14 protein-coding genes are annotated in these 23,509 nt (G+C 66.6%); 8 read left to right on the forward strand and 6 right to left on the reverse strand.

Features of this window, described 5'->3' with window-relative positions:
* Positions 1 to 347: 347 nt before the first annotated feature.
* Both ACIQFZ_RS15590 and ACIQFZ_RS15595 read right to left on the reverse strand, forming a co-directional pair.
* Entirely contained in the window at positions 348 to 1,208 is an 861-nt protein-coding gene (locus ACIQFZ_RS15590; protein WP_402691429.1) for a hypothetical protein, read from the reverse strand.
* Positions 1,209 to 1,512: 304 nt separating this feature from the next.
* Positions 1,513 to 2,517, reverse strand: coding sequence for a hypothetical protein (locus ACIQFZ_RS15595; RefSeq protein WP_402691430.1), 1,005 nt, complete (start codon positions 2,515 to 2,517; stop codon positions 1,513 to 1,515).
* Between the two features lie 491 nt (positions 2,518 to 3,008).
* Between ACIQFZ_RS15595 and ACIQFZ_RS15600 the strand changes: the two genes are divergently transcribed.
* The 5 genes from ACIQFZ_RS15600 (at position 3,009) to ACIQFZ_RS15620 (ending at position 11,450) form a co-directional block, all read left to right on the forward strand.
* Positions 3,009 to 3,389: a helix-turn-helix domain-containing protein gene (locus ACIQFZ_RS15600; RefSeq protein WP_402691431.1), complete on the forward strand. Its 381-nt coding sequence runs from the start codon at positions 3,009 to 3,011 to the stop codon at positions 3,387 to 3,389.
* 677 nt (positions 3,390 to 4,066) lie between these two features.
* Positions 4,067 to 5,131: a putative dsRNA-binding protein gene (locus ACIQFZ_RS15605; RefSeq protein WP_402691432.1), complete on the forward strand. Its 1,065-nt coding sequence runs from the start codon at positions 4,067 to 4,069 to the stop codon at positions 5,129 to 5,131.
* A 317-nt stretch (positions 5,132 to 5,448) separates the two neighbouring features.
* Positions 5,449 to 6,024 (forward strand): hypothetical protein, encoded by a 576-nt coding sequence (locus ACIQFZ_RS15610; protein ID WP_402691433.1) that lies wholly within the window; start codon positions 5,449 to 5,451, stop codon positions 6,022 to 6,024.
* A 116-nt stretch (positions 6,025 to 6,140) separates the two neighbouring features.
* The gene (locus ACIQFZ_RS15615) at positions 6,141 to 9,944 is read left to right on the forward strand and encodes an AAA family ATPase (protein WP_402691434.1); all 3,804 of its coding nucleotides are present in this window, start codon (positions 6,141 to 6,143) and stop codon (positions 9,942 to 9,944) included.
* 306 nt (positions 9,945 to 10,250) lie between these two features.
* Positions 10,251 to 11,450, forward strand: coding sequence for a hypothetical protein (locus tag ACIQFZ_RS15620; RefSeq protein WP_402691435.1), 1,200 nt, complete (start codon positions 10,251 to 10,253; stop codon positions 11,448 to 11,450).
* Positions 11,451 to 11,598: 148 nt separating this feature from the next.
* On the opposite strand, the gene ACIQFZ_RS15625 is transcribed toward ACIQFZ_RS15620, so the two are convergent.
* The 4 genes from ACIQFZ_RS15625 to ACIQFZ_RS15640 are packed head-to-tail and all read right to left on the reverse strand — an operon-like array spanning position 11,599 to position 19,889.
* Complete coding sequence (locus ACIQFZ_RS15625) at positions 11,599 to 14,877, reverse strand: type I restriction endonuclease subunit R (protein WP_402691436.1); 3,279 nt, start codon at positions 14,875 to 14,877, stop codon at positions 11,599 to 11,601.
* On the reverse strand, positions 14,874 to 16,109 hold the full coding sequence (locus ACIQFZ_RS15630; RefSeq protein WP_402691437.1) for a restriction endonuclease subunit S: 1,236 nt from the start codon (positions 16,107 to 16,109) through the stop codon (positions 14,874 to 14,876). Before ACIQFZ_RS15630 ends, ACIQFZ_RS15625 begins: the two co-directional genes overlap by 4 nt.
* Positions 16,102 to 17,724: a type I restriction-modification system subunit M gene (locus ACIQFZ_RS15635; protein WP_402691438.1), complete on the reverse strand. Its 1,623-nt coding sequence runs from the start codon at positions 17,722 to 17,724 to the stop codon at positions 16,102 to 16,104. The genes ACIQFZ_RS15630 and ACIQFZ_RS15635 overlap by 8 nt, the downstream gene beginning before the upstream one ends.
* Positions 17,725 to 17,741: 17 nt before the next feature.
* Positions 17,742 to 19,889, reverse strand: coding sequence for a hypothetical protein (locus ACIQFZ_RS15640; protein ID WP_402691439.1), 2,148 nt, complete (start codon positions 19,887 to 19,889; stop codon positions 17,742 to 17,744).
* Between the two features lie 232 nt (positions 19,890 to 20,121).
* Here ACIQFZ_RS15640 and ACIQFZ_RS15645 point away from each other — a divergent pair, with 232 nt between their 5' ends.
* The 3 genes from ACIQFZ_RS15645 to ACIQFZ_RS15655 all read left to right on the forward strand — a co-directional run bounded on the left by ACIQFZ_RS15645 (position 20,122) and on the right by ACIQFZ_RS15655 (position 23,231).
* Complete coding sequence (locus ACIQFZ_RS15645) at positions 20,122 to 20,712, forward strand: hypothetical protein (RefSeq protein WP_402691440.1); 591 nt, start codon at positions 20,122 to 20,124, stop codon at positions 20,710 to 20,712.
* Positions 20,713 to 21,032: 320 nt separating this feature from the next.
* Positions 21,033 to 21,464 (forward strand): hypothetical protein, encoded by a 432-nt coding sequence (locus ACIQFZ_RS15650; RefSeq protein WP_402691441.1) that lies wholly within the window; start codon positions 21,033 to 21,035, stop codon positions 21,462 to 21,464.
* Positions 21,465 to 21,545: 81 nt separating this feature from the next.
* Positions 21,546 to 23,231, forward strand: coding sequence for a DUF6119 family protein (locus tag ACIQFZ_RS15655; RefSeq protein ID WP_402691442.1), 1,686 nt, complete (start codon positions 21,546 to 21,548; stop codon positions 23,229 to 23,231).
* The last annotated feature ends 278 nt before the right edge of the window (positions 23,232 to 23,509 follow it).

The following is a 23,509-nucleotide window of genomic DNA, read 5'->3' on the forward strand; positions in this document are numbered from 1 at the left end:
CATGATCCACAGGGGCCGTGTTCGCCTACTTTCGGGGCCCACTACCGACATCAACCGATCAAGTCAGGATGAGCCGGGCAAACGCCGGGGCCCTGGGGGGTAGGCGGGGCGACGGCCCGGCGATCCTGGAGTGCGCCCGGGGAAGACCTTCTCTGCCACGTCGTACAGGTCAGGGTTGGCAACGAGTAGTTCGAGGCGCTCCAGCGCGGGGAGTGGGCGGGCAGGAGGACCGGGGGGCTCGGGGCGGCTGAGACAGAAGACGTCCTTGGGCGCCGGGCCCATGACGTAGTCCGGTTTCTTCTTGGGCTTGGGTTTGGAGACGGCGGGGCGCCGTTTCGGCGTCCCCATCAGGCTTCCTTCCCTGATGGTCGCCATTCGTAGCCGGCGAGCTTTGCGGCGCGGTCCAGCGAGGAGAGCCCGAGGCGCAGCGCGACCTCGGAGATTTGACCGGTCTCCGAGTGGATCTTCGCAGCGAGCCAGCTGGAGACATCCCGCGGTGTGGCGGACCGACCTTCCGGGGCGATTCCGCTGGCGCGTACGACCTCGCCGAAGGCCGTGCACACGCTGGACTGCAGCCGGTTAGCGGGGGCGAGACCGTTCGTGGTGAGCGTTTCGGGGAGGTCGCAGCTCGACTGGTGCTGGACGTACTCGACGCGCAGGCGGAGGACCTCCCGGCTCCACGGATCCTCGAGCGGACAGTAGCGGGCGGTGATCCGGGCAGCGCCCACCGCCCAGACCCGGGAGTTGTCGAGATCCAGATCGGTGGTAGCGGTCAGGCCGATCTCGCCGGTGTGGAGACCGGACAAGAGCAGCCCGAGTACGGCGGCATGCCTGGTTTGCGGCATCCCTCGCTCGGCGTAGAAGCGGAGTCGGTCGATGTCGGTGTCGGTCAGGATGCCGGTGGGCCGCGGTTGCGAGCGCGGAATCGGCGGGAGGTCCAAGAGCGGTGCTCGGGTGGTCAGTCCGATTCTGCGGGCCTCCGCGAACAAGGCGTCGACCGATGAGCGGCGAACCCGGCGGGTACTGTCCGCCGGGCAGGGGACCAACCGGCCTTGACGGTCGTGCCCGGGCGCGTCAATGAAGGCTTGGGCAACGGTGTCGGTGACGTCATCGAGGCGTTCGAGGCCGAGCGCCAGAGTGAACCGCAGAAGCCTTTCCGAGTTGGTGATGTAGGAGTCCGCCGTCTGTGCGCTGAGTGCCCCGCGCACGACCTTCTCCTGCCACTGCCGGGCGACCTGACGTAGGGCCGCCGGCAGGGTGACGCTACGCACGGCCGCCTCCTCGCGGGCCGAACTGACCTCGATGGTGCGTGGGTCTGAGCTGGGGAATCAGCGAAACGTATGGGGTACGACGCGCTGGCGCGCTACCGTGGCTGGTGGCTCTCGCTCTGTGTGAGGGCACGCCAAAGCCCCCTTTCTCGCGGTTGGCGCCGCGATGAGGCTTACGGGGTGACGGTGGCGGGTCCGGAGAGGCGTGATCCTTTGGCGGGGAAGCGCATCTCCGGACCCGAACTCATGACTGGGAGGTCGACTGGCGGCTCCTCATCGAGGGGATGAATGCGGACATCTCCCTGCTGGACGCGTAGACGGCGAGCCAGGTCTTCAAGCTCACTCGCCCAAGGTCCGACAGATGCAGGGGCTGATCGAGTTCGACGGCCGGAGAACCCGGGTCGGCCCGAGCACAAGCGCGTGCGTCGGCGAGGATGCTCAGGACCCCGTGGAGCTGTTCATGCAATTTCGCCGCTTCATCCGGCGTCATATAGCGGACGTACCTGAGCCAGAGCGGGTCGGTTAGGAGTTCAGCCGGGTCATCCTCGTAGACGGGGACAGTACCGTCGTCGTCCGCATCCCCGGCCCTGGGGGAGGTCTGTGCCTGCCCCGCATCGTCGTCTTTCTCGGCAGGAGGTTCCTGCGCCTGAGCGTGCTTCTTGCTGTGGGGGTGCGACGGCCTGTCGCTTCGCGAGGTTCCTGCGCGGCCTTCACGTCCTGGTTCGTCGTCGTCCAGCTGGCGACCGGGCGATTCCTCAGGGGAACGGGGTGCCGCGTCTTCGTACCAGCGCACGAACCCGTCGGGCTGCTCGATGAGGAGGCCGGACAGCATCATCAGCTCCATGAGCTTGTCGACCGACTGGCGGTGCGCTGCGCTGCGCCCGGCCAGCCTCATGAAGCGGGCGTGCACTCCGTCGCGCAGTCCAGGGCCCTGGGCGAGCCTGTTTCGTGCGCTCTTGGTGAACCATGTCTGATTCCATGCCTTGCGCAGTTCCGCCTTGCCGAACTCGGCGTCCTTCGCCCATGCCTCTGCTACCCGAGTCGCCGAGCGGGTGGCGAGGTACATGCCCCTGCCCGGAGCGTTTGTGACGAGCCCGCAGTACTTGAAGAAGGCCATCGTGAGGCCGATGCGCCCAGCGTCCAGACCGAGCTTTGCCTTGACATCGTGCACCGAGAACGGCTGAGGCAGGATACCGATCGTGCAGGCGATGGAGATCTGCTCCGACGCGACCACTCGGTACGTGGGCAACTCCCGCAAGGGTGCGGTCGCCGCTGTGGATCCCTGACCCGGCATTGCCCCTCCTACGACCTCTGCGCACAGATGGGCGCCTGGGCAGCGTAGGGCAGGGCAATGCTGTGATGCAGAGGAATTGACCACATTGCAGTGCAGGGCAACCTGCAAGCCCTGCAAGGGTGTTGCCCCACGTGCGGCCCCCTGCTGGCTCGCGTGACAGCGAGCGCACATCGGGGCGGGTGAATCCCGCAGGTGGGTGGCCAGACGGTAGTCGACTGTGGTGGTTGCCTGGTCGCCTCGGCAAGTTATGCGAGTCGCTCTGCGGCGGCTCTGCAGAGGCTTTTGCAGAGCAGGGGCCCCCAGGGGCTTCCCGAGTGGATCGTTGCACCGTTCGCCGTCGTGCTTCATGCGCGTCTTCCCGAGAAATCACGCTCCGTTACTTGCTATACAAGTAGCATGCGGGGGCTTGGGGCGCATCCGGGGTGCGCCTCGGTCACACTTGTGCGGTGCCTGGAGGAATCAGACGTGCCAAGAAGCCGAGCAGTTTCGTCATCGACGGCGACTGGCCGCACGCCATGATGGAGCCGCATCGAGGCGCCCTCGTCGCGCAGGCCATAGCCCGCAAGCTCGCTGCGGCGATGACGGAGCAGGGGATCAGCGCCAATGCCCTCGCGAAGAAAAGCGGTGTCAATCGACAGGTCATCACCAACGTGCTCAACGGAACCGTTTGGCCCGACATGCTTACGGTCGTGGACCTCGAAGGTGCGCTGAGTATCTTGCTCTGGCCCGACCACACGCAGTGGAAGATCCCCGAGCCGGGGCATCCGGGGGACCGTGTTGCCCCAGATGGAGAGGCTTCCGAGCCGAGGCGCCAGAGGGGCGCTTGAGGCGCGCGTCGCCCGCCGTACCAGCGCCGGCGGGGGGGAGCTCCCGGCCGGCCTACCCTTCTGGCTCACTGCCGAGCTTCAGGACTTCCTGGAGGGCAGCGACGCGCCGAGGACGGACGGGCGGAAGAGGAAGGCCCCGACGCGCAAGCCCCAATGCGCCGACCACCACCGGCCCCCGTCCCCGCGTCGCAGCAGGAGCACGTCCGCCGGAGTCGCCCGGCCCGACCCTCCCAGGACCGGCCACCGTCCGCTGCCTGAACCGGTCCGGCCGTGCAGCCGCGCCGTACGGCCGCTTGCGGTCCGCGACGTGACGTACCCGGCACTGTGCGAGCCGCCCATCACGCTGCTGGACACCTTCGGGGACGTCGTCCGCGCGGCCGTACGGGAGACCGTGAGGAATTGGGACGCCGGGCCAGAGGTGACGGCCTGGCTCGGGCTGGCCGCAGAGCACCGCAGCCACCTCTACGAAAGCCACCAGGCCGACCGCATCACGTCGCACGTGCTTGGCCTGCTCGATCGACTCCGTGGCACAGCGCTCGACGTGATCCTGCTCGACGCCTACGTACGGTGGGCCACTCCTCAGACGTCGGGCGAGCAGTCCAGCGAACACGCTCGGCGGCGCGCCGCCGCAGACCGCGCGTTGGGCCAGTGGGCCGTCGAAACGTCGTCTGGTGCGCATGGGCGCCGGCGAAGCGCAGCGGCCCGCGAAATCCGTGTCCGAAGCGGTCGCACGACAGATCCTCGGCGCGCTCAGCCTCTGTGGTGAGCACCAGTTCGCCCGTCGGCTCGTCGCCGCTGTCTGGCCCGACCTCGACCGCCCGTCCGCAGAGACCGGCGCCGATCCCGTCACGCTGGCGCACATGGCCTTCCACAAGGAAGGACTTACCTACGACTACGACGAGGAAGGCCCCGACCACCGGAAGGTCTTCCGCGCCACCGCCCGCACGGGCACCGGCCGTACGGCCGAGGGCACCGGCCTGTCGAAGAAGGCCGCACGAGCGGCCGCGGCCCGAGCCCTGCTGGACAGGTACCCGCAGGCGGCCGGAGCAGTGGACCAAGGGCAGAAGGCGGCGCCGGCCACCAACCGGAGCATGCCGCCGCTGCCGTACGCGCAGCCGGGCAACAGACACCGGGACGCCGTCAGCGATCTGGCGACGATGTTCGAACTCGGCCACAGGGCGGACGGTCTCCTCGCGCAGGCCCTCACCCACGCCTCCTGGATCCTGGAGAACCAGGCCGCCGTGACCGCTGCCCGCCAGCACAACAACCACCTCCTCGCCCACCACGGCTCGCACGTCATCAACTACCTGGCCGCCCACGTCAGAGCCCGTCGTACCCTTGCGCGCGGCCTCACACCCGACGAGGACGAAAGCCGCATCCTCACCGCCTCGGACGAGGACACCGCCCAGCTCGGCGCGGCCCTCCAGGTGGCGGAGGGGCTGCTGACCAGCCGCGGTGAGAGCGGGCAGGGCCGTACGGCGGTGTCGGACGCCACCCAGGCGGTCGTCGCCGCGGCCTGGCGCACACACGGGTCCCGACTGCTGTGGCGCCGACCCGATGTGCTGGACGACTGGCTCACAGGACTGAAGCACCGACACGACCCGGTGACCGTCCTGGCCGCCATGACCGCCGCGTACGGCATCGACAACGACTTCGAGTACCAGATCTGCGGACCCGACCACCTTAAGAGCTACACGGCGACAGTCGTGCTGCGGGACACACGTGGCCGTGTCCACCGATGAACGGAGCAACTGCCCGGCACCTCCGGGAAGCCGGAAGCGAAGAAGGCGACCGCCCAGGCCGTCCTCGACATTCTCGCTGCCCCGGCCACCGACCTGGTCGGCGACCTCCTCGACCCGGAACGCGGGTTGTTGACCTACCTGCTCCGCGCCCAGCTCGAGGGCCTCGGCCCGGCGATGGAACGGCAGCGCGCCCGAATCCTGGCCCGCGGCGACCTCGGTACGGACCTCCTCGCCACCGGCGACACCGAGGCGTTCCTTGCCTGGGCTGACCGTGTCACGGCCCTTCTCGGCCCGGACGACGCGGGGGCCCCGACGCATTGCGGGAGCTGTACCGCAAGATCGTCGACGACACCCGGTACGGACCGCGCTCCCTGCTGCGCCGGATGGCTGCGGAGCAGGACACCGACACCGCGAGCGTGGTCCGGCGCCAGGCCACCGAGTCCGTCCGGGGCGCGGCGGGCACGGGAGCCTGGGCCGCTTCCGTGCGGGACATCCTGCAGGACTGGTGGCGTGACCAGGCGCCCCACACCGGCGTGTCGGTCCGGGACGACATGCGCCAGGAGGCGTTCCTCCCGCTTCCGGTTCAGCTTGGGGCTCTGCACGAGACGCTGAAGTGGTGTGGTGAAGCGGCCGTTGCGGCCGGCACTCGAGTCGACGTCGAACTGGCCATTCGAGATGGCACGTTGCACGTGTGGATCAGCCTCAACAACGTCGACGTCCGAGCGACTTGCCACGACTTCGGACGGCTGCTGTCACGCGTCCTGCCGTGCACTGACTGCATCATCGCCGAGGACCACTTCCTGCTGCGGCTGCACGGCAGCCCTGACCCACAGGACTTCTCCCCGCTGGCGGCGGCCGGCCTGGATGCTTATCTGGGGCAGGTGTCGAAGTAGGGCGGCCCTTGGAGAAACGCGGTGGCCGGATGCGCGACTGCGCACGGGCGAACGCACTGAACAACCAAAAAGTCGGACAGCCGGACTGCGTCGGTACCAGGTGATAGACCTCCTGTATGGCCGGAATTCAACACGTGTCGATGAGGGTTCCGTGGCGGGACCGCCCCTGGGACCAGTTCATCTGCGACGACCCGTTAGGGAACTCGTCATGTACGTTGCTCGCCGCGATCGGCAAGGGTCGGGACGACTCGTTCGAGGTCGCCCACGCCGGTGCCGGGATCGACACCCTCGATCAGGACCGGCTGCCATGCCTCAGCGAGCGCGCGACGTTCATGTCTCCACTCGGCTACACGGTCGTCAAACAGCATCCGTACCGACAACACCGTGCACTAAAGGGAAAGATCCACGACACCCACGTCACACTCCCCGGATACGCCTTCGAGGCGGTTCCCTTCCGCTGGATGAACCGCGAAGTCTTCGCGCAGGAGATCGGCCATGAGCGAGTCCCCTTGTTCAGCGAGGCCGCGGAGGACGCCGCCGACGCAGCGCTGAACTCCAACCCGCTGTGGGTGATGGACGGAGGCAACCAACGTGCCATCATGGATGCCTTTTTCGAGCCGGTCGCCCCGGGTGACTCGTTGGTCTTCGCCTATCTGAAGCACTCACCGTTTCAGGAGCAGCGCACCGACCGGCTGCTGGTGGGCGCCGCACGGGTCACCCGCGTCACTCCGCCGCCGATGTGGAACCAATCGGGGAACCCGCCTTTCAGTTCCGCCATGTGGGAGACGGTTGTCGAGCACTCGCTCCGCGCCGATATGACCGATGGGGTCTTGTTGCCTTACCAGCAGCTCGTCTCCCTGATGGACGAGGGCATTGACGTCGACAGGGCGCTCGCGTGGGCCCCTGAGGGCCGCGTCGTCGAGTTCTCGTACGTCACCGAGCACCTGTCCGACGATGCCGCCATTGAGGCGCTCACCTCGCTGCAGTCGGCCGCCGATGGCATGCGCGAACTGGGTGTGGATCTCCCTGACGCCGGCCGCGAATGGCTTCAGGCCCAGATCGAGCGACTCTGGCAGCTACGTGGCCCCGTCCCCGGCCTGCCGGGTTTCCTCAAGGTGATCGGCGTCCAGCAGCCGTACGCGGCGGCGCGAGCGGTGATGGCAGAGGCGGGGGACGATACTGACCCGTGGGACCTCCTCCAGACGGTCTTTGCCGACCCATCCGGCGCACCGAGTGCGATAAAAGTACACATCGGCAATCTCCAGGCCAGGATCTGGAAGAAGGTGCCGCCAGAGCGCCAGGCTGTGCTGCGCCTGCTCTCTGGCTTCGACATCTCCCCGGCCCAGGGTCGGATGCTGCTCGAAGGCGCCACGGAGGTCGAGATGACGGCCGAGGACCTGCTCCAAAACCCGTACTTCGCTTCGACGTGCACCTACGGCATCGCGGAGCATGTACCGTTCACGACCGTTGACCGCGCCCTCTTCCCCCCGGCCCACGTCACCTGGAAGCCTCCGGTTCCCGATGACGTCAAGCTGGAGGGCCACCTCGATCGGCGTCGGATCGAAGCATTGCTGACCGACGTGCTCGAACGGCGAGGCTGGCAGGGCGACACAGTCGTACCGGAAGGCGAGACCGTCGCGCTGGCAAACGACGTCCCACTCGCTCAACCGCCCGCTCTGACCAAGACCATCCTGACTGGCCTCGATCTGGACCATGACGGCATCAACGAGTGGAGCGAGTGGTCACCCCTGACAAGCGTGTCGCTCGCAGACGGCACTCCCGCGTACAAGCTCACACGGTTCGACGAGACCTCCTCCGTCATCCGGGACTGGATCAGGACTCAAGAGAACAGGGACAGCCTCGGGCCGGTCACGGACGCCAGAAGAGTGTTGGACAGCGCGCTCGACCGGAACCAGAACGTCACGGGAGAGCTCGACGAATTGGAGGAGCGCGCTCGCACCGAGAAGGCTGCCGGCCTCTCGGCCCTTCATGACGCCCCGCTCTCGGTGCTCATCGGGCCGGCGGGAACCGGCAAGACCACGCTGCTGCGCGCCTTGGTCGAGTACCCCGGTGTCGCCGCGGGCAATGTGCTGCTCCTCGCTCCCACCGGCAAAGCGAAGGTCCAGCTGGAAACCAAGGTGAAGCTGCCCGCCAAGACTCTGGCGTCGCACCTGAGCGCCAGTCACAGGTACGACGGAGAGACCGGCCGGTATCTCGTGTGGGGAGACCAGCAACCACGACACAACTACGCCTTGGTCGTCATTGACGAAGCATCGATGCTCACCGAGGAGATGCTCGCAGCCACCCTCGACTCCTTCACCGGCGTCAAACGACTCGTCCTTGTCGGCGACCCACGACAACTCCCACCGATCGGCGCAGGCCGCCCCTTCGTCGACCTCGTCAACAAGCTGCGGCCCGACGGTTTCAGTAACTGGGTGCGGGTGGCACCCGGCTACGTCGAACTCCAGGTGCCTCGGCGCCAGCTCGCGGACGGAAGCCACGGCACCAGACACGACCTTGAACTGGCAGCCTGGTTCGGCGACAACACTCGGGGCGCAGGCGACGAGGCCATCTGGGCAGAACTGGCCGCCAACCCTGACTTGCCCACCGTGCGATACGTCCCATGGGGCAACAGAACTGTCGTCGAGGCACTGACCGATGAGCTCAAGCACAACTTGGTTCTCGATAGCCACCCGGACCCAGCGCGAGCCTTCGCGCTCACCTACGGCGGCGTCATCAACGGCGCGTACCTCAACTGGCAGGTCGGCGCAGGTGAACATGCAGAGGACTGGCAGATTCTCTCCCCGAGCCGATCCCGGGCGTTCGGCACAGTCGAACTCAACCGCCACATCAAGCGCACGTACCGGTCAAGCGACACCACGTGGGCACAACGAGACACCCGTCGGGGCAACATCCCGAAGCCGATCGGACCCGAGCTGATCGTTCGCGGCGACAAGGTCATGCAGACCACCAACAAGCGTCTGAACGCATGGCCCAAGCAGAACGCAATGAACTACGTGGCAAACGGCGAGATCGGCGTGGCGATCGGATTCGTCACACCGGCGACGAAGACACCCAAGTCCCAGCTGCGCCTCAACGTTGAGTTCTCCTCCCAATCCGGGTTTCAGTACTCGTACTGGCCAACGGACTCCGATGACGCCCTACTGGAACTCGCATGGGCAGTCACGGTCCACAAGTCGCAGGGATCGGAGTTCGGCACGACCTTCCTCATCCTCCCCGCCCGGGCGAACGTCTCCCGGGAACTCATGTACACCGCCCTCACCAGGCAGAAGGACAAGGTCGTCATCCTCCACGAGGGCACGCTCTCCGATCTACGCGACCTTGCACAGCCTTGGCGCTCGGAGACGGCCCGGCGACTGACTGACCTGTTCGACGCGCCGCACCCGGTAGCGCTTGAGATCCAGGGCACGGCCCGCCGCTTCGACCGGAAGCTCATGCATGTGTCAGCGAGCGGCATCCCGATGGCGTCGAAGAACGAGGTCATCATCGCTGGCCTCCTTGACCAACTCGCCCCAGGCCAATGGCAATACGAGGAGCCTTACACCGGTGCCGACGGACGCGTCGTCCTGCCCGATTTCACGATCTCAGCCAGTGATGGCCGCACGGTCTACTGGGAGCACGCAGGGATGCTCGACCTACCCGACTACGCCCGGAAGTGGGAGCTCAAGAAGGCTTGGTACGCAGACAACGGCATCCTTCCGCACAACCAAGGCGGCGGACAGAAGGGCTCGCTCATATGGACGGACGACCTCAACGGCGCCGACGCGCAGGCCTGGTTGACCTTCGCGTCTGAGGTTCTGAGAGTAACGCCGGCCATGCCACCTGATCCAGCGGGCGACCAGCCGGGGCCAGCACGGCGAGTCGCCAAGAAGACAGCACAACGGCGTCCCAATTCGTAGTGATCAGGAGTTCTCCCCATATGGGTAACGCGCAGCGACGCTCAGACTGAGGGTGCCGCTGACGGCTCGACCGGCAGGACATCCCCTTCAGTTTCAAGATCGGCGCCGGTCGCACCCGTGGGTATCGGACGACCTCACACCGATGGTAGAGGGATGCCGTAAAGAACTTGCGAAGATGGATGCCCGCGTTGGGCGGCTACGGCCTCATCCTCTCCAGACGCTCCCGGCAGGCATGCCGAATTCCGCGCTAGCGTGATCACCGGGCATGGGGCTTGCTCTGACCATAGACGCAGGGGGTTCGGACTGATGACGTTCATGCAGATTCCGTGGGGCGACATGTCGTCTGCGATGGGGGCCTTCTTCGCCTACCAACGCGTCGAGTCAGCGGTCCGCGAAAGGCATCCCGACTTGAACGACCGACTCCGCATGCAGGAGTCGGTCGGAGGGAATCGTGCCACGGCCCTCACCGTCACCGTGGACGACGGCACGAAGACTCTGCTCTGGATGACGAGGTTCGGTCGCCCCTACGACTACCACCTGTTCTGGCACATATACGGTCCCACCGACGGAGACACTCCTCGCATCTGGGATCCGCAGACGGGCGAGGACGTCCTGGCTGACGCTTTCCATGAGCGCACCACCGCTTGGAGGGATAGACGCGAAGAGGTGAGCCCTTGGAAGTGGGACGAACCGGAGATGTGCCAGATCGTCCGTCTAGCGGACGTGTTGGCCGGACAGGGCATCCCCGTCGCCCAGGTCGTGGCGAACAACAGGCTGCGGGCCACCTTAGCGCCGAAGGGATGGGAGGCCCGTAGTTTTCGGCAGCACGAGGGCGACTTCCTCGTGGTCCGGAGTGGCCCTCGGACGGTACGTGTCTCCTGCAAACCCACCCTTGGATGGATGGTTGACATCCATGACCTCGAGCACGGCGTCCAGTGGCGCCTTGATCTCAACAGCCTCATTCACGGGCAGGCGAGCCTCACACCCGGGACGCCACTACCCGACATCGGCACGACACGCTTGGCGGACGTGATCGAGGAACTCCTGGACCACCCGTTTGTCTTCGCTCCCGGTCCTGAGGCGGTTACCAAGATCGAGACGCATGGGGATAACGAGTCGGAGGGACTCACGATCTTCGGTGAAGAGGTGGTCCCACCCAGCCCTCACGTCCTGGTCACGGAAGTCGTGGCCCAGCTCCGGTCCATGGGGTTCACAGACATGGAGCTCTCGTCCTCCGACGGCTCACCATTCCGCTCGGACGGAGTCCACGTCGTATGGTGGGAGCGGTCCAAGGACCTGGGAACCTCCGACGTCAAGCAGCTCTATGCCGACGCAGCGGTTGAGGGAAAACGGCTGGTCGTCGTCATCAACGGTGGCATCACGCGGCCCGCGACGGACTTCGCCAACAGGGCCAAGGCCTTCATCTTCCACCTGTATCGGGACAGCGGTCGTGTAAGGCCAGCCAACAAGCTTGCGCAGGAGGCTGCCTTCACCAACGAATACTGACCCGCCCCTCACGTGCGACAGGGCCCGCGTTCAGTCCCTCCAGGTAAGAGAAACGGGCCGCTATATTGCGGCCCGTTTCTCTTGACAAGTCAACCACCAGCCACACAGACCCCACTGATGTGAGCCCGCTGGCATACGGAACCGTGGCTCAGTCTCCCTTCATTTCCTTCGTGGACCACTCGTTGGCGAAGTGCTCCATCTGCTTCAGGACCAGGTTGATGGCCTCGACTTCCTGGTCCGGCGGGTAGTTGCGGCGGGCCAAGAGGCGCTTGATCGCGCTGCGGAGGCGGGCGCGGACCGGTTCGCGGGCGATCCAATCGGGCTTGAGCTTGCTGCGGACCTCCGCGACCAGCTCGCGGGCGATGCTGGCCAGCACCTCATCGCCCATCACCGAGCGCGCCGTGCCGTGGTCGGCCACCGCGTCGTAGAAGGCGAGCTCGCGCCAGTCCAGCGGCGGCTCGAACTTCTCGCCGCGGCGGGCGTCGTCCACGACCTCCTTCGCCATCTCGACGAGCTTGGCGATGAGCTCCGCGCTCGTGTACTGCTGCCGCATGTACCGGACCATGAGGTCCTGTAGCCGCTCTGAGAACGTCGTCCGCCGGACGATGTTGTGCCGTGTCACCTCGCGCATCTTCCGCTCGATGAGCCGCCGCAGCGCTTCCGCCGCCAGGTGCGGGGTCTCGCTGTTCTGCAGCTGCGCGACGAGCGCGTCGTTCAGGTGCGTCAGGTCGGCGGTCTCCAGGCCGGCCTCGGCGAACAGGTCCGTCACCCCACCGGTCTCGACGACCGAGGACGTCAGCTGCGCGAGGTACAGCTCGACGTCGCGGGCAACTGGCAAGCCGCGGGCCTCGCGGTCCATCGCGTCGTACTTCGCCATGTACGCGCGGACCTCGACGAAGAACTGGATGTCCCGGCGCCAGGCCGGGTGGTCGGGGAAGCGCTCGCCGATATTCGTGGCGCTGGCGGACAACGCGTAGAAGCGCTCGAGGCGGTGGGCGCGCTCGCGGAAGCGTCGGCCGAGCGTCTGGCGGGGGTCTTCGAGCTTGTTTGGGTCGTTGCCCGCCGTGCGCGGGTCCCGCAGGTAGTTGGCGGCCCTGATCGCAGCGTCGATGAACGCCGTCTTGGACGGCATGGCCAGCCTGGTCTGCCAGTCGAAGCCGCGCAGGATGTCCGTGAGGATGTCGTATTCGTTGCGCAGCTCGTCCAGCGCCCGGTCGATGTCCTGGCCGAGCGTGCGATCCTCCTGGTCGGCTTCGGTGTACTCGGCGATCGCCCGCTGAAGGTTCTCGGTCAGCGGCGCGTACCCCACCAGGAGACCGTCCTCCTTGGCGCGGAAGCGGCGATTGACCCGCGCCAGGGCCTGCATCAGGTTGGCACCCTTGAGCGGCCGGTCCAGGTACATCGTGTGGACCGGCGGAGCGTCGAAGCCGGTCAGGAGCATGTTGTTGACGATGAGCAACTCCAGCTCGTCGTCGGGGTCCTTGGCCCGGTTGATGACTGTCTTGCGCCGGCTGTCGCTCAGGGCATGGGCGAGGAGGTGTTTCGGGTCCTTGCGGGAGTTCGAGGAGAAGACGATCTTCATGGCACCCTTGTCAACCTCGTCGCTGTGCCACTCGGGCCGCTGCTCGCGCAGGGCGTCGTAGACGCGGACGCAGATCTCACGGGTCGCGCACACGACCATCGCCTTGCCGACCGCGCCGCCGGTCGCGGAGACGCCAACGAACGACTTCATCCGATCGCGCCGCCCCTCCCAGTGCTCCACCAGGTCCTGGGTGAGGTCCCGTATGCGGGCGGGCAAGCCGTACATCGCGTTCATCGTGGCGACTGCCTGCTCGACGCGCTCACGCTCGGTGTCGTCGAGGCCATCGGTGATGCGATCGGCCTCCTCGTCGATCTTCGTCGGATCGACGTCCTTGTCCAGGACGAGCTGGACTACGCGGCTCTCGTGGAAGACCTTGACGGTCGCGCCGTCGTCGGCGGCGCGCTTGAGGTCGTAGACGTCGATGTAGCCGTTGTGATCGCCCTTGTCGCCGAACACTTCGCGGGTATTGCGGTCGGCCTGGGAGAGCGGGGTGCCGGTGAAGGCGAGGAGCGTGGCGTGCGGGAGTGCGTCGCGCAGATGGCGCGCGTAGCCGTTGAGCGAGTCGTAGTGGCTGCGGTGCGCCTCGTCGACGACGACCACGATGTTGCGGCGGTCCGACAGCAGCGGGTGGTCCGCGCCGGACTCCTTCTCCTCCTTGGTACGGCCGAACTTCTGGAGGGTGGTGAAGAGGATGCCACCCGTGCGCTTGGCGGCCAGCTCCTCGCGCAGCTCGGCCCGGGTGAGAACCTGCTTGGGGCTCTCCGGGAGGATCTCGCTCTCCAGGAAGGTGGAGTACAGCTGGTCGTCGAGGTCCGTGCGGTCCGTGATGACGACGACGGTCGGGTTCAGCAGCGCCGGGTCGCGCATCACCGTCGTCGTGGTGAGGACCATCTCCTCGGACTTGCCCGACCCCTGCGTGTGCCAGACGACGCCGGCCTTCCCGTCACTCGCCGAGGCCTCCCGTACGGCCTCGGCGGCGCGGGTCACCGCGTGGTACTGGTGCGGCTTCGCGATGCGCTTCATCCGCTTCGACGGGACGAAGTTGATGAAGGACCGGATGAGGGAGAGGAAGCGCGGCTGGGTGAACAGGCCGTGCACGGCCAGGTTCTGGCCCGAATCCCATATCCCCTCGGCATCGAGCGGGTCGACGCGGGCGCCGAACTCGTCCGTGTTCCACGGCGCGAAGTGCTCGTACGGGGTGAAGGGCGTGCCGTACTTCGCCGTGATGCCGTCGGAGAGCAAGACAACCGCGTTGTAGCGAAAAGCGGTCGGGAACTCAGCGACGTAGCGGGTGACCTGCGAGTGCGCGGTCTGGAGCGTGGCATCCTCGTCGCCGGCGCGCTTCAGTTCCAGGACGGCGAGCGGCAGGCCGTTGACGTACAGGACGACGTCGAAGCGACGGTTCCGCTCGCCGTCGATGACGGTCACCTGGTTCAGTGCGCGGTAGACGTTCGCGTCCGGGTCGTCCAGGTCGACGAGGCGGATGGTGGGGTTGTGCTCAGCGCCGAAGGCGTCGGTGTACGTGACGGACCGGATGCCAGCCGTCAGGTGTGCGTGGGCGGTGCGGTTCTCCTCGTACGCGTCCTGGGAGCCCGGGGTCGCGGCGGCTGCGACGGCGTCGCGGACGGCGTCCGTGGGGAGGTTCGAGTTGAGCCGCTCCACCGCTTCCTGCAGGTCCGGGTAGAGGATCAGGTCGGCCCACGACTTGCGGTGCCCGGAGCCGGGGGCGAACTCGTTTCCGGGCGTGTGCTCCCAGGCCAGCTCGGCCAGCTCGTCGAGGGCGAGCAGCTCCCAGTCGGACTCGAAGGGTCGGTGGTGCTCGTTGTCGTCGTCGGGGTGCGTCATACGTGGTCCTCGACAATCTTCTCGGCGTCTCTGACGCGGAGGCGGCCAGACATGAGCTGAGGGAGCAGGGTGTTGCGGAGGGTGGCGAGGGCGCGGTTCTCGCCCTGGAGCGACTTCATGTGCGCGAACGCCGCCGTGGCCTCCTTACCGAAGGCCGCCAATGCATCGGCGTCGGGGCGGTTCACGAAGTAGTTAGCCGCGTCCGCAGCACTGACGCGCTGACGCCCGGACGTCCCGACCATGTTGCGAATGGCGTGCTCGCGGAACCTGCTGTCGCGTGCCATGAAGTAGCTGAGTTCGCTAGGAATTCCGGCACGAGAACGCACAACGATGAACTCGGTGGAACCGAGCCCGACCTCGCCGTCTTCCATGAAGTCGACATAACCGGTCTTCCCGTTTTCCAGGCACGGGGTGATGCGGGCAAGGAGCGTGTCGCCGTTCATAAATCGCGGACCGGACTTAGGGGCGCGTCGAGCCCAGGTTGGAATGCTGGCCCGATTGACCTGCAACGCGGCCATGTCCACATAGACCGGCTCCTCGTCGGAGGGCTTGGCTAGCTTCGGGTTGAAGGCAACCAGGTCCGTGACCGGAATGGCGTTTTCGTCGTCCGGCTCGTCCGACAGACCTAGCCCCGTGTACATGCACTGAAGCAGTTGCTCGTACGTGGCCGCGATGCGCTCGTTGACGGCGATCTTGTCATCCAGGGCCCCGAGTACGTCAGCGACGGCCTTCTGCTCCGACAACTTTGGGTACGGCACCTTGAGGTTACGGATCGAGGTGAGCGGAGTGGAGATGCCTGGAACTCCGACAGTGGAGGCATGCGCCAAGATCGAATGCTGGCCCCCAGGAGACTGAAACCAATAATAGTAAAATTCCGGCACGGCCTTCTTCTCGTCGAGCCGAGTCTTGACTTGACTGGATCCAATCACGTATCGATCAAATCGAGGTTTGCGCGGCACCATGGAGACCTGTCCGATCGTTCCGCGATGCGTGAAGATCAAATCCCCCGGTTCCACGTTGGCAGACAGGATTTCGTCCGCCTTCTCGCTTGTAACGAAAACAAAATCGTCATCCATGAAGATTCCCTGCGTAAGGTTGACGCCCCGAATTACGGGAATTCCGTCACTTACATAGTTTTCCTTCGTGATTTTCGACCCAAACGGCCCCATGGAGAATGATGATTTGTCGGTGGAGGAAAGGGATTCGTAGCTAACAAAGTTCCAGTCAGGCATCGATCCTCCCCAGCTGCTTGCGAACCGTCTTCTCTGCTTCCGACGACTTGTTGAAGAGTTCGTAGAGCACTTCCGTCAGCGTGGCAATCCTCGCCGCCACCGCCTCCGCGTCCTCTTTCTCCGCTTCGACGGCCCCCACGTATCGCCCCGGCGTCAGCACGTACCCATGTTCACGCACGGTCTCCAGATTGGCCGAGAAGCAGAACCCGAGCTCGTCCCGGTACGTCAGCCCCTCCTCGCGCGCCGACGCCGTACCCCGCCATGCGTGGTACGCCCCAGCGATCTTGGCGAGGTCGGCATCCGTCAGGATTCGTTCCGTGCGGTCCTTCATCTCGCCCATCCCTCGGGCGTCGATGAAGAGGATCTCCCCGCGCCGGTCGTCCAGGCGCTTCGCGCCCTGCGGGGTCTTGTCTTTGGACAGGAACCACAGGCAGGCCGGGATCTGTGTCGTCCGGAACAGCTGGGGGGGCAGTGCGACCATGCACGCCACAAGGTCCGCCTCGATCAGGGCTTGCCGAATCTCTCCTTGTCCACCCTGTTGGTCAGTGAGCGAGCCGTTGGCCAGGACGATGCCGGCTACGCCCCGCTCGCCCAGCTTGGAGACCATGTGCTGGAGCCACGCGTAGTTGGCGTTGTTCCTCGGCGGGACCCCGAACTTCCACCGGGGGTCGCCCTCGTCCCGCGCCCAGTCCTTAATGTTGAACGGGGGGTTGGCCATCACGAAGTCGGCCTTGAGGTCCGGGTGCTTGTCGTCGGCGAAAGTGTCGCCCCAGCGGGGAGCGAGGTTTCCGTCAATGCCGTGGATGGCGAGGTTCATCTTGCCCAGGCGCCAGGTGCGCTCGTTGAGCTCCTGGCCGTAGACCGCGATGTCGGCCTTGTGGCCGCGCCCCCGATGGGCCTCGATGAACTTGCTGGCCTGGACGAACATGCCGCCCGAGCCGCACGCCGGGTCATACACACGCCCCTCGTACGGCTCCAAGATCTCCACGATCAGCCGGACCACGGACTGCGGCGTGTAGAACTCGCCGCCACGCTTGCCCTCGGCGCGGGCGAAGTTGCCGAGGAAATACTCGTACACCTCACCGAGCACGTCCTGCGCTGGCTTATTCTCGCTGCCGCCGAAGCGGGCGTCGCTGATGAGGTCAACGAGCTCGGCGAGGCGCTTCTGGTCGACGTTGTCGCGGTTGAAAATCTTCGGGAGAACGCCCTTTAGCGAAGCGTTCTCCGTCATGACCGCGTCCATCGCCTCGTCGAGGAGCTTGCCGACACCCTGGCTCTTGGCGTGGGCGGCGATCCACGACCAGCGGGCGGTCTCCGGGACCCAGAAGACGTGGGCGCCAGTGTACTCGTCACGATCCTCCAGGAAGTCGTCGAGGCGGTCCTCGGAGATTCCGTCCTCGGCGAGTTCCTTGGCCAGCTCGGCGCGGCGCTCCTCGAAGGCGTCGGAGACGTACTTCAGGAAGATCAGGCCAAGGACGAACTCCTTGTACTGCGCGGCGTCGATGGAGCCGCGCAGCTTGTCCGCGGCCTTCCACAGGATCGCCTGGATCTCCTTGGCGGTGGAGGCGCTGAACAGCTCCGCCTGGTCAGTGGGCTTCTTTGCAGCGGTAACCATTAGGCAGACCGTCTCCTTCAGTCATTGGTTCCGGGAAGGTTCTGAATGGTCAGCGTGCCGTCGGCGATACCGGCGGCCGTGATGCGGGCCAGGTCATCGAGGGCGGCGGACTGCTCCCGCAGCAGCGCCGCGCGGCTCTCGATCTCGGCGAGCGCGGCGTCGTAGCGCTCGGCCTCGACTCGCCCCAGGTCAGGGATGAGTAAGTCCTCGATGCCCCGGGACGCCCTTACGGCGCCGCTGGTACGCGTGTACTCCGTGGCCGCTGCCCGCAACAGCGCCGCCAGCACCCGTGGCCGGACCGGCGGGTCGGCGTCGGGGTGTACTCGCAGAATGCGGGCCGGAGCAGCGACGACCGACAGGCCCTCCTCGTCGACGTGGACGCCGAAGCGCGGGTTGGCGGTGACAACGACATCGCCGGGCTCGGTGAACTGTGCGTGCTCGTACGCGGTGAGGAGTAAACCGCGGTCGATACGACGGCCGCCCAGCCGCGCGGTGCCGAGAATCTCGTCCGGAGCGAGCACCGGGTAGTGGCCCTCGGAAGTGAGGTGTTCGGGCGCGATGCGGTGACCGGGGCGTCGACGCAGGCGACGCTCCTCGAGGAGCCGGCGGACCGTGGTGCGCCGTACCGGCTGATCCTCGGGGCGCAGGACGGCCTGGATGCGCAACGCCGCACGCAGGTCGGCCTGCTGCCGGCGGGCCTGCTCCTGGAGCTCGGTCAGGCGCTGCTCCAGGTCGCTGATGCGGGCCGGACGCTCCATGACCGCGCGGGTATAGCGCGCCTCGACGGGGCCCTGGTGCGGGGTGAAGGCGCTCCCCGGCCGGTCGTCAAGGTCCTTCGCGGGGACGATCACGGCGTGCCGCGGCTCGTGCCGGCGGTCCCCGCGCCAGCCCGAGGATCGCCAGATGGCGATGTCCTCCGCGAGGGCGTTGAGGACCGGCTCGGTGAGCGGTTGCGCCGAGAAGTCGGAAAGGAGAACGCGGCCCGCGCGCTCCGCCTCCGCCGTACGGGACAACACCCACACGGCGGTGCGGTAGCCAGGACGGTAAGCGAACGCCCCGTCGGGGAGGCTGATCGCGACCTTTAGGAGGCCCTCGTGAAGGAAGGAGCGGCGCAGCCGGTCGGCCTCGCCATGCCGGGGAAGCGGGCGTACGAGTACGTCGGCGGGGCCGAGCACGACGGCCACGGAGCCGTTGCCGAGGTAGTCGGTAAGCGCCTGCACCTGCTCCAGGACGACCTGGGGGCTGCGGGTCTCCGCGCCTTCGTACGGAAGGACGCAAGCCAGCAGGTCCGGGTACCCCCACTCGTCGGCGGAGGAGGACAGGTCCTCGCCCTCCATGACGTCGAGATGGAACTCGTACACCCCGCGTACGAGCATCCGTCGGCGTACGAGGCGGACCCGGGCCGGGTCGGGGTCGGCGGCAAGGTAGGTGTGGCCAGAGCCTTCGGCGGCTCGGTCGTGCAGGACCGCGAGGAGGTCGCCGGCGCGGGCGTGGGGGGTGGCGATGACGGACTCCTCGCCGAGGACGTCGACACCGGACAGGGCTGCGAGAGCCTGGACGATCGCGGGAGTGGGCTCGTCAGCGGCCAGGTCGTGGGAGCCGAGGCGGCGGCGGGCCTCCAGGACCCAGTCGAAGGCCTCTGCCGGAGTGTAGGCGGCCTCGGTCAGCTCGTCCGCGAGAGCAGCAAGGGCGGGCCCGGTGCGGTCCGGGTCGGGCACGGCACGCAGCTCGGCGAGGAGAAAGGTGTCCTCGGAGTCGAGGTCGTCGGCCCGGGCCAGGAGCGCGTCCCAGCTCTGGCCCGACACGGCGGTGTCGAGCTGCTGGCGCAGGCAGATCAGTGCGGTCAGCGCCCCTACCAGAACAGATGCGGGCAGGTCGGGGGTCCGCCAGGCGGAGAGGGTATGCAGGGCCAGCTCGGCGCGCAGCCGACGAGGGTCAGCATTGCCGCGGCCTGTCGTAGTCAGCCAGTCGACGACCGCACGGGCATCGAACAGGGGACGACCGTCCTCATGGACCACGGGGGCGGGGAAGTCTGGGTGCCTGCGGCTCCAGGTGGTGGGGACGGGCCGCTGCACATGTGCGAGGGCGGCGATTTCGGCGTATGTGATCCGCCAGGCCGGCATCTCGGGCAAGATGTGGGATCCCGCTTTGAGCGCAGCGCTCATCGTCTCCACCCCCTTCAGGCAGTCCCTTGTCCTGTCGGCTCCGGGAGGAAATCCCGGCTACGGAGCAGGTGGCAGAACCTTACTGCGAACGGGTCCCGCTACGGCCGACATGCTTGATAACCGGGGTTATCGCATTCGTTCACTCATCTTGTCATCCACGAACGTCACCTTGGCCTCCGTTGACACACCACCCGCGTGGGACTGACCACGCGACGACCTGGAGGTCCCGGATATGACCGGCACGCCCTCGATGCCGCCCGCCGCCCAGCCCGACGGGCCAAGCCCGGCCACCAGCTGGGGCACCGTGCCGCCCCCGCTGCCGCCGGTGCAGAAGCCGTCCCGCCGGAAGGCATGGCTCACTCATGGTGCGACAGCCTTCGTCGCGCTGATCTTCGGTGCCGCAATCGGCGGGAGCGGAGAGTCGGGCAGTGCAGCGGACTCCGTGCGGCCCGCACCCGCCATCACCGTCACCAAGACCGTCGATGCCTCTGCGCCGAAGCCGGCCGCGACCGTCACCGAGACAGCCAAGGAGACGGTCGCCGCCAAGCCGAAGCCGACCAAGAGGCCCGGCCCGCCCGACGCCATCGACAGCGACGGCCAGTACCTGGTCGGCGAGGACATCCAGGCCGGCACCTACAAGACCGCCGGACCCGAGAACGACAACTTCGGCCTCGGCTGCTACTGGGCCCGGAACAAGAACGCCTCCGGCGAACTGGGGGCGATCATCGCCAACGACAACATCACCGGCCAGTCCCGCGTCACGGTCAACAAGGGCGAGTACTTCGAGACCAAGGGCTGCCTGAAGTGGGAGAAGGTCGGCTGACGCCGAGCCTTTTCGGCTCTCCCCACCGGACGGGGTGGGTCTGCCGCACTCACGGCCGCCTGCCTCCGCCCCCGTCTCGAGTCCTGAGAGGCAGCACCGCGATGTCTGACTCCGAGCCGCCTGCTCACGTCCCCGCCCCGACTCCAGGTCCCGAACCCGTCGTATCGAACCCTGCCCCGGCGGCGGCTCCAGTCCCGTCCATGCCAACATTCGCACCGGACGGGGGCCGTGCCCCGGCCGGACCGTCAAGCCCTTCCCGCTGGGCGCGACTGCAACGGGGCACTGTCCTGGCCCTCGGTGTCGGAGCAGGAGCCGCGGCGATGGCGGCATGCTGGCTGACCGTGTCCCTCATCGGCGCAAACACAGTCGGGGCGAAGGGCGACAGCCCTTCGAAAACCGCCACGGCCGAGGAGACGCAGGCACCGAAAGCGTTCGAGACCGATGGCACGATCACGATCACCGACGTCGGCGCGGGGCTCGAAGACGGGGAGCCGTGCTCCGGCACGGGCGGCTACTCCGACATCGACTTCGGCACCCAGGTCAACATCACCGACGCGGCGGGAACCCTGGTCGCCACCAGCTCCCTCGGCCTCGGGGAGAAGACCGAGGCGGGCTGCACCTTCGCGTTCACGGTCGACGAGATCACCCCGGGCTCGAAGTTCTACACCGTCGAGGTGTCCCACCGCGGCGGTCTCACCCAGACCGAGGCCGAACTACACACCGGCGGACTCAAGTTCACGCTCGGCGACTGACGTGGGTTCGCCAGGAGCAGCGAGAAATCAGCACATGCCCAGGCGCCACGTGTCCTTATTACGACCTGAGAGGGCCGTCCCGTGAGCAGTACGCAGCAGCGCAAGCGCACCACCCGTAAGTCAACCCTCCACCGTCTCAGAGTCCCTGCGGAGCGCACGGTCAAGCTCCGGGACCTCGTCCGCAGCCGCTACCTCGATCGCCCCGGGTACAAGGTCCAGGACTTCTTCAGGGACGGCATCGAGGGCCTGTTGATCACGGGAGGGATTCCCCGTGAGAGAGTCGACTGGTGCGCCGCGGTCCAGGCCATCACCGGGATCGAAGTCAGCGAGCGCAGCCACTCCGCTGCCGGCCTCATCGTCATGAGGACAGAACGCGGTCTGTACGCCCTCAGCTACGGCGTGGGCCACCACATGCTCGATCCCTACTACCGCGACGACGACTTCGGCCTGGAGTTCGCCACGCGCAGCCTTGACGAAGAAGGCGTCATCAAGGTCCGCAACCAGATCATGGACGGGCGAGGCCGGGTCGACGAATACTCGGTCGCCCGGGGCGAACGCATCGACGGTTTCGGGCTGGACCGGTTCGGCGCCATTGTCAGACGCCTGTGCGGCACCGTCAGCGGCATCCCTCTGACCTCTGTGCGGGGCGGAAAGGCTCAGCGGGTCAAGGTGGAATGCGCGGAAGCGACCATCAAGCTGCCCCTGGCGACCCACCCGGAGGACTTCCTCGGCGATCTGCGAGCGATCGAGGAGGTCTGCGCCCGTGAAGAGCCTCTTCCGGAGCTGCGTTTCGTCGACCGAGTTCGCACCCTCGCCCCCTCCGGTTACAAAGCGGAAGATGCCCAGGGTGCCCTGGAGCGGCTGATCGCAGATCCGAACAGCGCTCGCCTGGCTCTCAGTGTGCCGGAATCCTGCCTGGAGGCGCTCGGGTCCGCCCAGGCATTCCGGCTCACCAGACCGGGACACGGCCGCGAGGAGGTGACCGATCTCGACCTCCGCACCCTTCTGCAGTTCATCCGGGGCGAGGAAGAGGGTGACCGTTTGAAGTCTCTCGAACGAGTGCGCATCACGATGTACAGCGATGAAGATTGCCGTACTCCTGCGAGTGCCTCCACCAAGGGCTGTGAGTGGCTCATCGCGGACGTCCCGGTCGGAGCACACCGGTACTTCTACGGTCATGGGAAGTGGTATGAGGTTGGCGCCGACTTAATGACGACGCTCGAAGAGGAGCTGCGGGAGCTCCTCGCGCAGAAGGGAACGCTCACGCTGCCCGCCTGGCCGAAGGGCGCTCGCAACCTTAAGGGGCAGGACTCCCACGACGAGGGTTGGTACAACGACCTGATCGCAAGGCAGCCCGGTTACACCCTGTTCGACAAGAGGACCATCGTTACCGAGAGGTTCAACGGCGGCGGTCTGGAGATCTGTGACGTTCTCGGTCCCCAGGGTGAGCTGATCTGCGTGAAGAAGGCGTCGAAGACCGCGCCTCTCAACCACCTCTTCGCCCAGGGGGTGGTCGCGGTCGAGACACTCCGCACCGACAGCGAGGTGCGCGAGAAGTTCCTCGCGCAGGTGGCCGCCCGCTCCGGAACGCGCAGTGGGGTAGAGGACCTCGGCGCACTGCGGGTGGTGTTCGGGATCCTCCTCAAGGACGGACAGGACATCGACGTTGATTCCCTCTTCGCCTTCGCCCAGATCTCGCTCCTGCACTCGGCCCGACGACTGCGAGCCATGCATGCCGAGGTAGAGGTGATCCCCATCCGTCGTTGACCGGGAGAACCCCCCGGGAAGTAGCTGCGCGAACTTGACCGCTCGTGCCTCCGCCGCCTGGTCGGACGACCAGTCACCGGGCTCAGACCGTCTCTGTCCATGAAGCCGTCGCCGGAACAGCCAGGACTGCGGGATTGAACGCGAACACCATGAGTGGTCAACTGTCCATGTTCCGCTGATAGTTGATAACCCTAGTTATCAACGCATGAAAGGCTCCCAACACCTCGTTCTCCCTATCGTTCCTGGTGTCGGATGCGGCGCAGGAGTCACACCCTCCA

It is taken from the genome of Streptomyces sp. NPDC093064 (assembly GCF_044754605.1).
Lineage (GTDB): Bacteria > Actinomycetota > Actinomycetes > Streptomycetales > Streptomycetaceae > Streptomyces.

Bases quoted from the DNA above. Each gene is read 5' to 3' on its own strand.
- ACIQFZ_RS15605 (WP_402691432.1), top strand. From the start codon at position 4,067: ATGGGCGCCGGCGAAGCGCAGCGGCCCGCGAAATCCGTGTCCGAAGCG.
- ACIQFZ_RS15615 (WP_402691434.1), top strand. From the start codon at position 6,141: ATGGCCGGAATTCAACACGTGTCGATGAGGGTTCCGTGGCGGGACCGC.
- ACIQFZ_RS15620 (WP_402691435.1), top strand. From the start codon at position 10,251: ATGACGTTCATGCAGATTCCGTGGGGCGACATGTCGTCTGCGATGGGG.
- ACIQFZ_RS15625 (WP_402691436.1), bottom strand. From the start codon at position 14,877: ATGACGCACCCCGACGACGACAACGAGCACCACCGACCCTTCGAGTCC.
- ACIQFZ_RS15630 (WP_402691437.1), bottom strand. From the start codon at position 16,109: ATGCCTGACTGGAACTTTGTTAGCTACGAATCCCTTTCCTCCACCGAC.
- ACIQFZ_RS15635 (WP_402691438.1), bottom strand. From the start codon at position 17,724: ATGGTTACCGCTGCAAAGAAGCCCACTGACCAGGCGGAGCTGTTCAGC.
- ACIQFZ_RS15640 (WP_402691439.1), bottom strand. From the start codon at position 19,889: ATGAGCGCTGCGCTCAAAGCGGGATCCCACATCTTGCCCGAGATGCCG.
- ACIQFZ_RS15645 (WP_402691440.1), top strand. From the start codon at position 20,122: ATGACCGGCACGCCCTCGATGCCGCCCGCCGCCCAGCCCGACGGGCCA.
- ACIQFZ_RS15650 (WP_402691441.1), top strand. From the start codon at position 21,033: ATGGCGGCATGCTGGCTGACCGTGTCCCTCATCGGCGCAAACACAGTC.